Genomic DNA, 15534 nt, shown 5'->3' with positions numbered 1-15534 from the left:
GTCGCGCGTAGTCTCGGGTGCCATGAGCGCAGAGCCCACCCCCGCCGAGCCGCCCGTGCCCGCCGACGCCGGCGCCGTCCCCGAGCGCGAGGTCCTCACCTGGACCCTGCTGCCCGTCGCGATCCGCGAGCTCGCGCAGCAGGTCGTCGACAGCGGCTTCCTGCCCGACGTCGTGATCGCCGTCGCGCGCGGCGGCCTCGTGCCCGGCGGCGCGATGGCGTACGCCCTGGGCACCAAGGGCGTGGGCACGATGAACGTCGAGTTCTACACCGACATCGGCAAGACGCTGGACGACCCGCGCGTGCTCCCTCCGCTCATGGACACGTCCGAGCTGCCGGGCTCCAAGGTGCTCGTGGTGGACGACGTCGCCGACTCCGGCCGCACGCTCGCGCTCGTCATGGACATGCTCGCGAAGCAGGGCGCCGAGGCCCGGTCGGTGGTGCTCTACACCAAGCCCCGCACGATCATCCGGCCCGACTACTCGTGGCGCGACACCGACCTGTGGATCACGTTCCCGTGGTCGGCCGAGCCCCCGGTGACGGGCGCGCACTCGGCCGACGTCTGAGCTCCGTCACGCCGCGCGGGCGAACAGCTCGCGCGCGCGTTCGACGACGAGGTCCGGACGCTCGTCGACCATGAAGTGCGAGACCCCGGGGAGCACGTCGACGGCGAGGTCGTCGGCGTGCTCCTCGTGCCCGCCGAGCAGCGCGGGGTCGCTGAGGATGTCGTTCTCGCCCAGGAGCGCGACGGTCGGCGTCGTCAGGTGCTGGTCGCTGTAGGCACCGCGCAGCACCGCCCACAGCTCGCGACGGACGAAGTCGCGGCAGAGCGCAGACCCGGCGCGCGCGCCCGCGGGCTGCCGCAGCGGCGCGAGGTAGGCCTCGACGTCGGCGTCCGTCATCACGGGCGCGTCGCTGCCGTACTCCTGGAGCAGGTGGCGCGGCAGCCGTTGCCGGCCCCGCGCCAGCGCGCGCGGGCCGGTCAGCCGCGAGGCGATGACCACCTGGAACCACGTGTGCCGCAGCATCAGCAGCAGCCGCGGGTCGAACCGCAGCCACAGGTGGGGCACGCCCATGCTCAGCAGCGAGGCAGCGCGGTCGGGGTGCCCGAGGCAGAGGTGGAATCCGACCAGCGCGCCCCAGTCGTGGGCGACGACGTGCACCCGGTCGAGGCCCAGCGCGTCGAGCAGGCCGACGACGTCGGCCAGGAGGCGGTCGCGCGTGTAGCCGTCCGGCGGAGCGTCGGTCCAGCCGAACCCGCGCAGGTCGGGGCACACGACGTGGTGGTCGGCGGCGAACGGGCCGATCGTCCCGCGCCATTCCCACCAGTGCTCCGGGAACCCGTGGAGCAGCAGCACCGGGTCACCGGTCCCCTGCTCGACGACGTGCATCGCGAGCCCGTCGACGTCGACCCATCGGTGGGTGACCCCGGCGAGCTCCGGCATCGGCACGTCGACCGTCGCCTCGGGCCGCGCCGAGACGGCCCGCCCCTCGCCCACCTTGTTCTCGTCCATCCCTCGACGTTACTACGTTCATAGTGTCGTGTCACTATGGACGTAGTACCCGGGTTAGGGTGCCGTCGTGACCACCGCACTCCCGCCCCGACGCCGCGCGCTCGACGCGGCCGTGGACCTGCTCGGCACCGAGGGGCTCCGCGCCCTCACCCACGGCCGCGTCGACGAGCGCGCCGGGCTCCCCCGCGGCTCGACGTCGAACTACTTCCGCACCCGCGCCGCCCTACTGGCAGGTGTCTCCGACGAGCTCGCCGCCCGCGACCTGGCGGGCCTGTCCGCCGCGCCGGAGCCCCGGTCGGCGGCCGACTTCGTCGACATGCTGTGCGCCGGCTTCGCGCAGGCGACCGGCCCCGACCGCGCCACCACGACCGCCCGCCTGGTCCTCTTCCTCGAGGCGAGCCACGACCCCGACCTGCGCGGGCGCGTCAACCGCGGTCGCGAGGCGCTCCTCGACTGGGGCGAGCGGATGGTCGGCCGGCTCGGCGCGGCCGACCCGCGCGCGGCGATGATCGCCGTCTCCGGCGCCTACGAGGGCCTGCTGCTGCACGCGATCGCCCGCCACGACCCGACCGACCCGCGCCCCACCCTCACCCTCGTCGTCGACGCCGCCCTCGACCGCCGAGGTAGTACGAGATCTGCCGAGGTAGTACGAGATCTGCCGAGGTAGTACGAGAGGACGGACCGCACGTGATGCGGTCCGCCCTCTCGTCCTCCCTCGGCAGGGGTCAGAAGTCCCAGTCGTCGTCCTCGGTGGCCACGGCCTTGCCGATGACGTACGACGAGCCCGACCCGGAGAAGAAGTCGTGGTTCTCGTCGGCGTTCGGCGACAGCGCGGCGAGGATGGCCGGGTTCACGGCCGTGTCCTCCTTGGGGAACAGCGCCTCGTAGCCCAGGTTCATGAGGGCCTTGTTGGCGTTGTACCGCAGGAACGCCTTGACGTCCTCGGTGAGGCCGAGCTCGCCGTACAGCGCGTCGGTGTACTCGACCTCGTTCTCGTACAGCTCGAAGAGCAGCTCGAAGGTGTAGGCCTTGAGCTCGTCCTGCTCGGTCTGGCTGACCTGCGCCAGCCCCTTCTGGTACTTGTAGCCGATGTAGTACCCGTGCACGGCCTCGTCGCGGATGATGAGGCGAATGAGGTCGGCCGTGTTCGTGAGCTTGGCGCGGCTGGACCAGTACATCGGCGCGTAGAAGCCGGAGTAGAACAGGAACGACTCGAGCATCGTCGAGGCGACCTTGCGCTTCAGCGGGTCGTCGCCCCGGTAGTAGTCGAGCACGATCTCGGCCTTGCGCTGCAGGTGCGGGTTCTGCTCCGACCAGGCGAACGCCTCGTCGATCTCCCGCGTCGAGATCAGCGTCGAGAAGATCGACGAGTAGCTCTTGGCGTGCACCGACTCCATGAACGCGATGTTGGTGTACACCGCCTCCTCGTGCGGGGTCAGCGCGTCGGGGATGAGCGACACCGCGCCGACCGTGCCCTGGATCGTGTCCAGCAGCGTGAGGCCGGTGAACACGCGGGTCGTCATGAGCCGCTCCGCGTCGCTGAGCGTGTGCCACGACTGGATGTCGTTGGACACCGGTACCTTCTCCGGCAGCCAGAAGTTGCCGACCAGGCGGTCCCAGACCTCGAGGTCCTTCTCGTCCTGCAGCCGGTTCCAGTTGATCGCACTCACGCGATCGATGAGCTTGAGCTTCCCCGTGGGCGCCATTGTCTTCTCTTCCCCGAATTCTCGATAGTTGCCCGACGCAATTACAGCATGCAGCTGACGCAGCCCTCGATCTCCGTCCCCTCGAGGGCCATCTGACGGAGACGGATGTAGTACAGCGTCTTGATCCCCTTGCGCCAGGCGTAGATCTGCGCGCGGTTGACGTCGCGCGTCGTCACCGTGTCGGGGAAGAACAGCGTCAACGACAGACCCTGGTCCACGTGCTGCGTCGCGGCGGCGTAGGTGTCGATGATCTTCTCGTAGCCGATCTCGTACGCGTCCTGGTAGTAGTCCAGGTTGTCGTTCGTCATGTACGGCGCCGGGTAGTACACGCGACCGAGCTTGCCCTCCTTGCGGATCTCGATCTTGGCGGGCACCGGGTGGATCGACGACGTCGAGTTGTTGATGTAGCTGATCGACCCGGTGGGCGGCACCGCCTGCAGGTTCTGGTTGTAGATGCCGTGCACCATGACCGAGGCCTTGAGCGCGCGCCAGTCGTCCTGCGTCGGGATGGCGACGCCGGCCTCCGCGAAGAGCCGCGCGACGCGCTCGGTCGCCGGCTTCCACTCGCCGTCGGTGTACTTGTCGAAGTACTCGCCGGTGGCGTACTTGGAGTCCTCGAACCCGCCGAACGCCTTGCCGCGCTCGATCGCGAGGCGGTTCGACGCGGCGATCGCGTGGTACGCGACCGTGTAGAAGTAGAGGTTCGTGAAGTCGACGCCCTCGTCGGAGCCGTAGTAGATCCGCTCGCGGGCGAGGTAGCCGTGCAGGTTCATCTGCCCGAGGCCGATGGCGTGGCCGAGCTCGTTGGCGCGGCGGATCGACGGGACCGACTCGATGCTCGTCTGGTCGGAGACGGCCGTGAGCGCGCGGATCGCGGTGTCGATCGTCTTCGCGAAGTCCGGCGAGTCCATCGTCTTCGCGATGTTCAGCGAGCCGAGGTTGCAGGAGATGTCCCGGCCCACGTGGTCGTAGGAGAGGTCCTCGTGGAACGTCGACGGCGTCGACACCTGCAGGATCTCCGAGCACAGGTTCGAGTGGGTGATGCGGCCCTTGATCGGGTTCGCCGCGTTCACGGTGTCCTCGAACATCACGTACGGGTAGCCGGACTCGAACTGCAGCTCCGCGATCGTCTGGAAGAAGTCGCGCGCCTTGATCGTCGTCTTCGTGATGCGGTCGTCGGCGACGAGCTCGTCGTACTTCTCCGAGATCGAGATGTCGGCGAACGGCTTGCCGTAGACGCGCTCGACGTCGTACGGGCTGAACAGGTGCATGTCCGCGTTCGTCTTCGCCAGCTCGAACGTGACGTCGGGGATGACGACGCCGAGGGAGAGCGTCTTGATGCGGATCTTCTCGTCCGCGTTCTCCCGCTTGGTGTCGAGGAACCGCATGATGTCGGGGTGGTGCGCGTGCAGGTACACCGCGCCGGCGCCCTGGCGCGCCCCGAGCTGGTTGGCGTACGAGAAGGAGTCCTCGAGCAGCTTCATCACGGGGATGACGCCGGACGACTGGTTCTGGATGTGCTTGATCGGCGCGCCGTGCTCCCGGACGTTGCTGAGCAGCAACGCCACGCCGCCGCCGCGCTTGGAGAGCTGCAGGGCGGAGTTGATGCCGCGCGCGATGGACTCCATGTTGTCCTCGATGCGCAGCAGGAAGCAGGACACGGGCTCGCCCCGCTGCGCCTTGCCCACGTTGAGGAACGTCGGCGTCGCCGGCTGGAACCGGCCCGAGACGACCTCCTCGACGATGTCGCGCGCGACCTGCTCGTCCCCGTCGGCCAGGCCGAGGGCGACCATCGAGACGCGGTCCTCGAAGCGCTCGAGGTACTTCTTCCCGTCGAACGTCTTCAGCGTGTACGACGTGTAGTACTTGAACGCGCCGAGGAACGACTCGAACTGGAAGTCCTTCGAGTACGCGAGCCGGAACAGCTCCTTGACGAAGGTGCGCGAGTACTTCTCGAGGACCGCCGGGTCGTAGTACTTGTTCTCGAGGAGGTGGTCGAGCTTCGCGTCGAGCGTCTCGAACTGGATGGTGTTCGGCACCACGTGCTGCTCGAAGTAGGCCGTGGTGGCCTCGCGGTCCTTGTCGAACTGGATCCTGCCGTCGTCGCCGTACAGGTTCAGCATCGCGTTCAGCGCGTGGTAGTCGAGCTGCACGCCCTGCAGCGGCACGGGGGTGGCCCCCGCGAGCTCCGGGTCCGTCGTCGAGCTCACGCCGAGATCAGTGACTGTCGTTGCCAAAATCGTCCCAATCCGTCACGGACGCGCGTGGCGTCCTCAGCCGTCCCCAGGAGTTCGAAGGCGTACAGGTAGGGCACCTGGCACTTCGCGGAGATGATGTCGCCGGCGATGCAGTAGGCAGCGCCGAAGTTGGTGTTCCCCGCGGCGATGACGCCGCGGGCGAGCGACCGGTTGTGCGGGTCGTTGAGGAACTCGCGCACGCGCCGTGGCACCGCGCCGCCCTCGTTGCCCCCGCCGTAGGTCGGGACCATGAGCACGTAGGGCTCGGTCACCGTGAGGAAGCCGTCCTGCTTGCGCACCGGGATCCGGTGCACGGACATGCCGAGCTCCTCGAGCCCGAGACGCTCGACGAACCGGTGGGTGTTCTCCGACACGCTGGAGAAGTAGACGAGAGAACTCATGCTCAGCCTCCCCCCGGATGCTGCTACCAGGCCGACGCGCTGCGTCGAGGAACACGCACGGCGCCCCGGGTCGGGTGTCGAAGCCCGGGGCGCCGGCCGTTCGTGGGGTGCGGGGCCGCGGCCTGCGCGCCCCGCGTCCTGTCGAGTCTGTGCGGAGGTGCGCGTCAGGCCGAGACGGCCTGCTGCGCCGCGACCGCGGCGATCTGGTCCGGGCGGAAGCCCGACCAGTGGGTGTCACCGGCGACGACGACGGGGGCCTGCAGGTAGCCGAGCCCGCGGACCATCTCGAGCGCCTCGGCGTCCTGGGTGATGTCGACCACCGAGTACTCGACACCCTTCCGGTCGAGGGCGCGGTAGGTCGCATCGCACTGCACGCAGGCCGGCTTGCTGTAGACCGTGATGCTCATGTGTCTCTCCCTCTCTGCGCTCCCCGCCGGGGGGCTTCGTCCGACCGGTGTCGCGACCCTGCGAGCCGGTCCCCTCGACGGGCCTCGAAAGGGCCCGGACCAGGGATGACGCCCGTGGAACTACGCCGGTGTGCTTTGTTCGAAGGGCTGTGCGCCCCGCGTGCTCCAAACACTACACCTAGTGGTCGGGGCGCGCGCGGGGCCGACATCTTGTGGTTGACACGACTGTCATTCGTCGAACACCCCTCGCCTCGCACCCTCTCTCACAGCGTCCCACGGGGGTCCGACAGTCCTCGTCCACAGGGCGTACGGGGCGCCGTCAACACCGCCTCGGGCCGACCTTCCGCAGCACCGTGCGGATCTCGACCAGATGTCCACAGGCGGTGGGCGACGGGCGTCCACAGCGTGTGCGCGACGACGCGCCCCCGCGCGGCGGGGCCGCGGTCCGGCCGGCCCTCGAGCTCCCGTCCGGGCAGCGCCCGGCAGATCGGACATTCCCGGCGCGGAACCGGCCGAAAACTCGTCGACGTCATCGGCGTGTCGCGCGCGGTGGTGTGTCGCACACCCGCGCGCGACCCGTCAGTCGACGGCGCGCCACCCCGCGGGGTCGACGCCGCCCGGCACCGCCGTCGCCGGGTCGTACGGCGTGCGGGTGAAGTGGAAGGTGCCGACGTCGAGGGCCTCCGCGGGCGTGCCGGTCGCGACGGGCCGCAGCCGCTCCCCCCGCCAGTAGCCGCCCGCCACGCCGACCCAGCCGCCGTCGGGCGCGGGCCCGAACACCGTGCTCCGGCCGTCCGACGCGCTCAGGTCAAGGCAGCCGTCGGGGCGCACGGACAGCGTGTACGCCATCGGGCCCCAGTACCAGGTCCCGGCCAGCGCCAGGGCGCGGGGGTCGGCGGCGTCGGCGCCGGCAGGGGCGGGGACAGGGACGGGAGCCGGCCCGTCCAGGAGGTCGAGCAGGAAGGACGCGTCGCCGAACCCGGCGGTCGAGCTGCCGCAGACGGCGACGACGTCGCCCGTCGCGGGGTCCGCGCGCAGCGTCGCGGTGAACCCCGGCACCGAGCCGCCGTGGCCCACCGTGCGCCGGTCGGGGCGTCCCAGGTCGCCCGGCGCGTGGTGCACGGACACGCCCAGCCCCCACGCGGACGTGAACGGCACGTCGTCGTCGACCACCGCCCGTGGCACCGCCATCCGGCGCCGCCACGCGAGCGGGAGCACCTCGTCACCGGCGGCGCCGCCCGCGCCCACCAGCCACGACCCGAACCGCACCAGGTCCGACGGGGTCGACCACACCTCCCCCGCCGGCCCCATCGCGCCGTAGGCGGCCACGGGCTCGACGAGGACGGCGTCGGCGTCGGGGTGCACGGCGTATCCGACGGCGGGGTCCCCGGACGGTGTCCGCCCGGTGCTCGCCATCCCCAGCGGCGTCCAGACCTCGTCGCGCAGGACGGCGTCCCACGACCGGCCGTGCGCCTCCTCGAGAAGCCGCCCCAGCACCGCGAAGCCCACGTTCGAGTAGTGGTGCCGCTCCCCCGGCTCCCACAGCGGCTCGACGCCGGACGCGACGAGGCCGTCCCACGACCCCGCGCCGTGCCGCTCCCACCACGGCCCCGGCGGCTCGGCCGGCAGGCCCGCGGTGTGCGTGAGCAGCTGGGCGACCGTGGCGTCCGGGGCGGGGGCGTCCGCGAGACGCCGGCCCACGGGGTCGTTCAGGCCGAGCCGCCCGGCGGCCACCAGCCGCAGCACGGCCACGGCCGTCATGGGCTTGGTGATCGACCCGATCCGGAACGCCGTGCCCGGGCCGGACGGCGCCCAGCCGGCCGTGCCGGTCCACGCCACCTCGCCGGCGCGCCCCACCGCGGCGGACAGGGCCGGCACCCGCCGCTCCCGGCACCGCGTACGGAGCGCGGCGTCGAACCGGGCGGCGTCGTCCGGCGTGGTGGTGGGCGGCAGGTCGGGACGCGCGGCGGTCATGCCCGCACGGTAGTGCCGAGCAGGCGGGGCCGGGTGCCCGTCAGGGGGCGGCAGCGGTGACGGGCGGCACCTCGCCTGAGGTGACCAGCCGGCGGTACCAGTGGGCGGAGTCCTTCCAGGTGCGCTCGCCCGTCGGATAGTCGACGTGCAGGATGCCGAAGCGCTTGGAGTAGCCGTAGCCCCACTCGAAGTTGTCCATGAGCGACCAGGCGAAGTACCCGCGCACGTCCGCGCCCGCGTCGCGGGCGGCGCCCACGGCCTCGACGTGGTCGTGCAGGTAGGCCACGCGGCGGTCGTCGTGCACGCGGCGCTCCCCGTCGTCCACCACGAGCTCGTCGTCGAAGGCGGCCCCGTTCTCGGTGACGGCCAGCGGCAGGCCGGGGTACGTCCGGTGCAGCCGCAGCAGCAGGTCGGTGAGCCCCGAGGGCTCGATGTTCCATCCCATCGCGGTGTACGGGCCCGGCTGCTCGGCGAACTCGACGTCGGTGACGCCGATCCACGGGCTGTGGCTGGACGCGCCGTGCCCGTCGTTCTCCGACCGCTCGCCGTCGCCCGCGAACTTCCGCACGGTGACGGTGGAGTAGTAGTTGACGCCGAGGACGTCCAGGGGCTGGCGGATCTGCTCCAGGTCGCCGTCGTGCACGAAGGACCAGTCGGAGACGTGGGCGGTGTCGGCGAGCAGGTCGTCGGGGTACGCGCCGTCGAGGATCGGACCGAGGAACGCGCGGTTGGCGAGCGCATCGATCTTCCGGACGGCGTCGGCGTCGCCCCCGGACGCCGCGTCCGCCGGCCGGATGGCGTGCAGGTTCAGGGTGATCGACACCTGCGCGCCCGGCAGCACCTCGCGGATCGCCTGCGCGGCGAGCCCGTGCGCCAGGTTGAGGTGGTGGACGGCCGCGAGCGCCGCGGCGGGCTCGGTACGGCCGGGCGCGTGGACGCCGGAGCCGTACCCCAGGTAGGCGGAGCACCACGGCTCGTTGAGGGTGGTCCAGGCCTCGACGCGGTCGCCGAGCTCGGCGGCCATGTGCCGGGCGTACTCGGCGAAGGCGTACGACGTCTCCCGGTTCGCCCAGCCGCCGGCGTCCTCGAGCTCCTGCGGCAGGTCCCAGTGGTAGAGGGTGACGAACGGCCGGATGCCGCGCTCGCGCAGCGCGTCCAGCAGGTCGCGGTAGAACGCGACGCCCTCGGGGTTGAAGGGGCCGCTCCCGCCGGGCTGCACGCGCGACCACGAGATCGACAGGCGGTAGGCGCCGACGCCGAGCCGGTCGAGGTGGTCCACGTCCTCGGCCCAGCGGTGGTAGTGGTCGCACGCGACGTCGCCGGTGTCGCCGTCGCGGGTGCGCCCGGGGGTGTGGGAGTACGTGTCCCAGATGGAGGGCCCGCGACCGCCCTCGGAGGCGGCGCCCTCGATCTGGTACGCCGCGGTCGCGGTGCCCCACAGGAAGTCGGCGGGGAACGTGCGGGCGGCGGTCGCCTCGCCGACCGTCTCGGTCGCGGTGGCCGTGGACGTGCTGGTCATGGTTCTCGGTCCTCGATCCTGGAGGTCATGGCGGGTGGCAGAGGAGTGTGGGAGCGCTTCCACACTCCTGTCAGTGTAGGTCACGGGAACGGGGCCGGACCCGAAGGGCGTCGCGGTCGAGCGTGCGGTCCGTCGCGTCATGCCACTGGGTGGCGCGACGGACCGCGTGCTCGAGAGCGGCTCAGACGGTCAGGGTGACGGTCCCGGGGCCGTCACCCGTGGCCGTGCGGGTGCCCGCCCGGACGGTCCAGGCGCCGGGGGCGTCGTCGCTCGTGACGGCGACCTCGTCGCCCGCGCGGCGGACGTGGAAGTGCGCCGTCTCTCCGCCGGGCCCGCCCGTCGGCACGGGGGTGACGGCGTCGTAGCCGTCCGGGAGCTCGACGCAGCGCAGCTCCACGCCGTCGGCCCACGCGTAGTCGGGCCGGTCGGTCCGCGCCCCCACGGGCAGCACGGTGCCCGGGCGCACCAGCACCGGCAGGGAGTCGAAGCCGTGGGTCTCGGTGACCCACCGCGGGCCCGTGACCGTCTCGGCGTGCCCGCCGTCCGCGCCGTCGAGCAGCCGCGTCCACGTGCCCTCGGGCACGTAGTACTCGACCGTGCCGTCGGCCCGGAAGACCGGGGCCACGAGCAGCGACCCACCCAGCATGTACTGCATGTCGACGCCGAACGTGGCCCGGTCGCGGGGGAACTCCAGCACCATCGGCCGCATGATCGGCGTGCCCGCGGCGTGCGCCTCCTCCCCGGCCTGCGCGAGGTAGGGCATGAGCGACATCTTCAGGTGCGCGAAGCGGCGCGCGACGTCGACCGCCTCCTCGTCGAAGGCCCACGGCACGCGGTACGACGACGAGCCGTGGAAGCGCGAGTGGCTCGACAGCAGGCCGAACGCGAGCCAGCGCTTGAACACCCCGGCGTCGGGGGTGCCCTCGAAGCCGCCGATGTCGTGGCTCCAGTAGCCGAAGCCCGACAGCGCGAGCGACAGCCCGCCCCGCAGGGACTCCCCCATCGACGCGTAGGTCGAGTCGCAGTCGCCGCCCCAGTGCACCGGGAACTGCTGGCCGCCCGCCGTGGCCGACCGCGCGAAGACGACGGCGTCGCCGCGCCCCCGGCGCCGCTCGAGCAGGCGGAAGACCAGCTCGTTGTACAGCTCGGCGTAGTAGTTGTGCATCTTGCGCGGGTCCGAGCCGTCGTGCCAGACCACGTCCTCGGTGGGCACCCGCTCGCCGAAGTCGGTCTTGAACGCGTCCACGCCCTGGTCGAGCAGGCGCTCCAGGTGGCCGAGGTACCAGTCCGCGGCCTCGGGGTTGGTGAAGTCGACCAGCGCCATGCCCGCCTGCCACAGGTCCCACTGCCACACCCCGCCGTCCGTGGTGCGCAGCAGGTAGCCCTTGGCGCGGCCCTCCTCGAACAGCGGCGAGCGCTGCCCGATGTAGGGGTTGATCCAGACGCTCACCTTCAGGCCCCGGTCGTGCAGGCGGGCGAGCATGCCCTCCGGGTCGGGGAAGACGCGCGGGTCCCACTCGAAGTCGCACCACTGGTACTCGCGCATCCAGAAGCAGTCGAAGTGGAACACGCTGAGCGGGAGACCGCGCTCGGCCATCCCGTCCACGAAGCTCGTGACCGTGGCCTCGTCGTAGTCGGTGGTGAACGACGTCGAGAGCCACGTGCCGTACGACCAGGCCGGCACGCGCGCCGGCCGCCCGGTGAGCGCGGTGTAGCGGCGCAGCACGTCCTTCGGCGTCGGGCCGGCGATGACGTAGTACTCGAGCGACTGGCCCTCCACCGAGAACTGGACGCGCGTGTTCACCTCGGACGCGACCTCGAGCGACACCCGCTCCGGGTGCGCCACGAAGACGCCGTACCCCTTGCTGGTCAGGTAGAGCGGCACGTTCTTGTACGCCTGCTCGCTGGACGTGCCGCCGTCCTCGTTCCAGACGTCGACGGACTGCCCGTTCTTGACGAACGGCCCGAACCGCTCGCCGAGGCCGTACACGTGCTCCCCCGGCTCGAGCGTGAGCTGCTCGTGCACCCAGGTGCCGCCCTCGAGCGGGCCCGACGTCGCGCTCATCGCGCCCACGGACTTCGGCAGGCTGGAGGTGAGCACCCGGCCGTCGTGCTCGACGTCCACGTGCCACCCGCCGCCCCGGTGCACCCGCACGGAGAGCCCGCCGGTCTCGAGCACGCCCTCCGTCTCGTCGACCTTGACGACCGGGAGGAAGCCCGGCTCGCCCTGGATGGCGAACTCCGGCCCGCGGCGCGCGGCCCCCGCGAAGTGCTCCACGCGCACCCGCACGACGCCCGGCGCGGGAGAGGAGTAGGTGACCGTGAGCATCGGCCGGTTGAGCGTGTCGCCCCGGCGCCGGACCGGCGCCGTCGGGGCGTACACGGTCATCGTGCCCGCGGTCTCGTCGACGCGGACGTCGTCGACCTCCACCGCGTACAGCGGCGCGATGCCACGGCGGGTCTGCCAGTAGCCGTCGGTGAACTTCATCAGGTGCACCTACTCCGTGCTGTCGTGTCGATGATGGCGGAGCGCCGAGGAGCACGCCGCGCGAGGGGGTGGTGCGCTACTTCACCGCGCCGGCGGTGACGCCCCGGGTGAGGGTGCGCTGGAAGATCAGGAAGAACACCAGGGCCGGGACGAGGGAGACGAGCGCCCCGGCGTTGGTCGTGGGGGCGTCCATCATCCGGTCGCCCTGCAGCGACGCGAGCGCGATCGGGATCGTCTGCGTGTCGTTGGTCGTGAGCATGACCAGCGGGATGAAGAACTCGTTCCAGGTCCAGATGAAGAAGAAGATCATCAGGACCATGAGCGTGGGCCGCACGATCGGGAAGACGACCCGCCACAGGATCCGCCAGCGGCCCGCGCCGTCGAGCGCCGCCGCCTCGAGCAGCGCCGGCGGGAACGTGCCGAGCACGGACGCCAGCAGGTAGGTGCCGAAGGCCGACTGGATGACCGTGAAGATGATGATCACGGACCACTGCGAGTTCGACAGCCCCACCTGCCGGGCCATGTCGAACAGGGGGTAGATCAGCGCCTCCTGCGGGAGCATGTTCGCGAGCAGGAAGAGCAGCACCACCCACATCCGGCCCTTGATCCGGCCGATCCCGATCGCGTAGGCGTTGAGGAGCGAGAGGGCGCACGCCGCCACCGCCACGACGGCGGAGATGAAGAACGAGTTCCACAGCTTCACCGGGAACTCGGTGCGCTGCCAGAAGTTCACGAGCCCGTCGAGGTACAGGCTCGTCGGCAGGCTGAGCGGCCCGTGCTGCGTGTAGTCGTCGGGCGACTTGAACGCGTTGAGCAGCATCACCAGCAGCGGCGCGACCACGAGCAGCGCGACGACGACGGCGCCCGCGAGCACGAACCAGCGCCCGGCGCCCCGGTGGTGGCGGTCCCCGCTGCGCGACCGGACCGTCGCCAGGGTCGCGGCCATCAGCGCCCCACCTCCTCGGCCCGCTCGGCGCGCGTCTGCAGCGCGAGGATCACGACGGCGACCACGAGGATCACCACGGTGAGCACGGTCGCGACGGCGGCGCCGTAGCCCACCCGCGACTTGTCGAAGAAGTTGAGGTACGAGTAGTAGCTCGGCACGAGCGTGGAGCTCTCCGGGCCGCCGCGGGTCAGCACGTAGATCGGGCCGAACACCTTGAGCGCCGCGACCGTGCAGGTCAGCGTCACGACGAACGTCTCCGGGCGGATCTGCGGGATCGTGATGGCCCGGAATCGCCGCCACCAGCCGGCGCCGTCCAGCTCCGCCGCCTCGTAGAGCTCGGGGTCCACCCGCTGCAGCGCCGCCATGAAGATCACGACGGGGTACCCGATCTGCACCCAGATCAGCACGAGCATGACGCTCGGGAGCGCCGTGCTCGGGTCGCCCAGCCAGTTCGGCGGGTCCGCGACGCCGACGGCGCGCAGGATCTCGTTGAGCGCGCCCGTCTGGGCGTTGAGGATCCAGTTCCACAGCACGCCCGCGACGGCGACCGGGAGGATCTGCGGCAGGTAGTACGTGGCCCGCAGGACCGACGCCACGCGGGCGCCGAACCGCCGGCCCAGGTAGTCGAACAGCACCGCCGCGAGCAGCAGGCCGATCACGGTCGGCACGAGCACCATCGCCACGATCATCGCGACGGAGTTCTGGAACGACGTCCAGAACGCGGCGTCGTGCCAGAGCTCCGTGTAGTTGTCGAGGCCCACCCAGGTGAGCGGCGCCAGGCCGCCGCGCCAGGAGAACAGGCTGATGTAGACGTTGGTCACCAGCGGGTACCCGATGACGAGCACGAAGAGCACCGCGCCGGGGAGCAGGTACGCCAGGTAGGGCAGGGTCGTGCCCCGCCGGCGGCGGCGCGTCCGGGCGTCGGCCCGGGACGCCGCCGCGGGCGGGCTGAGGGTGGCGGTCACGTCGTCACTCGCCGAGCAGGTCGGCCTTGCCGTCCGTGTAGGCCGACTCCAGCCCGTCGAGCACCTGGTCCGGTGTCTTCGACCGGTTGATCAGGGACTGCAGCTGGCTGACGATCGTGTCGTAGTAGCCCGGCACGGGCCAGTCGGGGTAGAACGCCAGGCCGTCGTCGTCGAGGATCGCCTGGAAGTTCTCGGTGAGCTCGCGCGTCGTGTCGTCGGTGATCGTGGACGCGTCGCCCGCGACCGGCAGGCCGCCCGTCTGCGCCAGCACGTCCTGCACCTCGGGGCGCAGCGTGGTGTCGATGAACTCCGTGGCCAGCGACGGCGAGTCCGCGTTGGTCGGGACGACCCAGAGGTTGCCCGACGAGCCGGTGTGCAGCGTGTTCCCCGGGAAGTTGAACTGACCCCAGTCGTCCTTCATCTCCGCCGTCACCCGTCCGAACCACCACGAGCCGGAGACCATCATCGGGTAGTCGCCCTTCATGAAGGCGACGCCCATGTCCTCAGCCGTGAGGCCGGCGGAGTCGGAGGCGACGTAGCCGTCCTCGATCCACGAGTCGAGCTGCTCGGTGGCCGCCGTCATCTCCGGCCCGTGGAAGTCGACGTCGCCGTCGAAGAGCTGGTACTGGTCGACGAGCTCCCGGTCGGCGTTCGCCAGCACGAGCTCGTACCAGAGCTGTCCCATCGGGTACTCGGCGCCGGCCTCGGCCAACGGGGTGACGCCGTCGTCCTTGAACGCCTTCATCACCTGCTCGAGCTCCTCGAGCGTGGTCGGCACCTCGAGGCCCGCGTCCGCGAACATCTGCTTGTTGTAGTAGACGCCGACGAACTCGCCGTAGTTGGGCACGCCGTACCAGTCGCCGGAGCCCATGAGGCCGTTCTCGTCGTAGCGCGCGGTGGTCTGCAGCGAGCCGGAGAGCTTGTCGGCCCAGCCGTTCTCCTCCGCGGCGTCGGTCAGCGGGGCGATCAGGCCCTGCGCGGCGAGCTGACCGGCCGTCGCGTTGCCCTTGTTGTACTCCATGACGTCGGGCACGTCGTCGCCGGTCAGCACGATCTTCGCGTTCTTCTGGATCTGCTCGAACGTCTGCTTCTCGACCTCGACCGTGACGTCCGGGTGCTCCTCGGAGAAGATCTCGATCGCCTTGGCCCACGCCTGGCCCATCGCCGAGTCCTCGTTCTCGTAGTGCCAGATCGTCAGGGTCTTGTCGTCGGTGTCGCCGCCCCCGGCGGTCGTTCCGCCGCCTCCCCCGCCGCCGACGCAGGCGGTCAGCGTCAGGGCAGACGCGGCGATCAGTGCGGCCGCGGACAGCGTGCGTGCGCGGTGGAGCATGGGGGTCCTCCTCGTCGAGTCCGGCGCCGCGGCGGCAGTGCACGGGCC

At 71.1% G+C, this 15534-nt stretch carries 13 protein-coding genes; 2 read left to right on the top strand and 11 right to left on the bottom strand.

Features of this window, described 5'->3' with window-relative positions:
• The first annotated feature begins 22 nt into the window (after nt 1–22).
• Nucleotides 23–565 (top strand): phosphoribosyltransferase, encoded by a 543-nt coding sequence (locus ACH443_RS18015; RefSeq protein ID WP_429766975.1) that lies wholly within the window; start codon nt 23–25, stop codon nt 563–565.
• Between the two features lie 6 nt (nt 566–571).
• Here ACH443_RS18015 and ACH443_RS18010 read toward each other — a convergent pair whose 3' ends face one another.
• Nucleotides 572–1513: an alpha/beta fold hydrolase gene (locus ACH443_RS18010; RefSeq protein WP_429766977.1), complete on the bottom strand. Its 942-nt coding sequence runs from the start codon at nt 1511–1513 to the stop codon at nt 572–574.
• Between the two features lie 67 nt (nt 1514–1580).
• On the opposite strand from ACH443_RS18010, the gene ACH443_RS18005 reads away from it, so the two are divergent.
• Nucleotides 1581–2180 carry a TetR/AcrR family transcriptional regulator gene (locus ACH443_RS18005; RefSeq protein ID WP_429766978.1) on the top strand — a complete coding sequence of 200 codons (600 nt, stop codon included), beginning with the start codon at nt 1581–1583 and terminating at the stop codon, nt 2178–2180.
• 58 nt (nt 2181–2238) lie between these two features.
• Here the strand turns inward: ACH443_RS18005 and nrdF are convergent, their stop codons facing one another.
• The 10 genes from nrdF to ACH443_RS17955 form a co-directional block, all read right to left on the bottom strand.
• Nucleotides 2239–3219 carry a class 1b ribonucleoside-diphosphate reductase subunit beta gene (gene nrdF / locus ACH443_RS18000; protein ID WP_429766980.1) on the bottom strand — a complete coding sequence of 327 codons (981 nt, stop codon included), beginning with the start codon at nt 3217–3219 and terminating at the stop codon, nt 2239–2241.
• Between the two features lie 41 nt (nt 3220–3260).
• Nucleotides 3261–5387 (bottom strand): class 1b ribonucleoside-diphosphate reductase subunit alpha, encoded by a 2127-nt coding sequence (gene nrdE / locus ACH443_RS17995; RefSeq protein WP_429767126.1) that lies wholly within the window; start codon nt 5385–5387, stop codon nt 3261–3263.
• Between the two features lie 38 nt (nt 5388–5425).
• Nucleotides 5426–5857, bottom strand: a complete 432-nt coding sequence (nrdI, locus tag ACH443_RS17990; protein ID WP_430556980.1) for a class Ib ribonucleoside-diphosphate reductase assembly flavoprotein NrdI — start codon at nt 5855–5857, stop codon at nt 5426–5428.
• A 164-nt stretch (nt 5858–6021) separates the two neighbouring features.
• Entirely contained in the window at nt 6022–6264 is a 243-nt protein-coding gene (gene nrdH, locus ACH443_RS17985; protein WP_416345666.1) for a glutaredoxin-like protein NrdH, read from the bottom strand.
• Between the two features lie 579 nt (nt 6265–6843).
• The gene (locus tag ACH443_RS17980; RefSeq protein WP_430591074.1) at nt 6844–8238 is read right to left on the bottom strand and encodes a serine hydrolase domain-containing protein; all 1395 of its coding nucleotides are present in this window, start codon (nt 8236–8238) and stop codon (nt 6844–6846) included.
• A 40-nt stretch (nt 8239–8278) separates the two neighbouring features.
• Entirely contained in the window at nt 8279–9757 is a 1479-nt protein-coding gene (locus ACH443_RS17975) for a GH1 family beta-glucosidase (protein WP_430591073.1), read from the bottom strand.
• Between the two features lie 181 nt (nt 9758–9938).
• Nucleotides 9939–12245: an alpha-xylosidase gene (gene yicI / locus ACH443_RS17970; RefSeq protein ID WP_430591072.1), complete on the bottom strand. Its 2307-nt coding sequence runs from the start codon at nt 12243–12245 to the stop codon at nt 9939–9941.
• 76 nt (nt 12246–12321) lie between these two features.
• Entirely contained in the window at nt 12322–13191 is an 870-nt protein-coding gene (locus tag ACH443_RS17965) for a carbohydrate ABC transporter permease (RefSeq protein WP_430548369.1), read from the bottom strand.
• Nucleotides 13191–14156, bottom strand: coding sequence for a carbohydrate ABC transporter permease (locus ACH443_RS17960; RefSeq protein ID WP_429766990.1), 966 nt, complete (start codon nt 14154–14156; stop codon nt 13191–13193). The genes ACH443_RS17965 and ACH443_RS17960 overlap by 1 nt, the downstream gene beginning before the upstream one ends.
• Nucleotides 14157–14160: 4 nt before the next feature.
• Nucleotides 14161–15486, bottom strand: coding sequence for an ABC transporter substrate-binding protein (locus tag ACH443_RS17955; RefSeq protein WP_429766992.1), 1326 nt, complete (start codon nt 15484–15486; stop codon nt 14161–14163).
• Nucleotides 15487–15534 lie beyond the last annotated feature (48 nt).

This window comes from Isoptericola sp. NPDC019571 (assembly GCF_044389385.1).
Lineage (GTDB): Bacteria > Actinomycetota > Actinomycetes > Actinomycetales > Cellulomonadaceae > Isoptericola > Isoptericola nanjingensis.
This window is presented reverse-complemented; position numbering and strand designations above follow the sequence as displayed.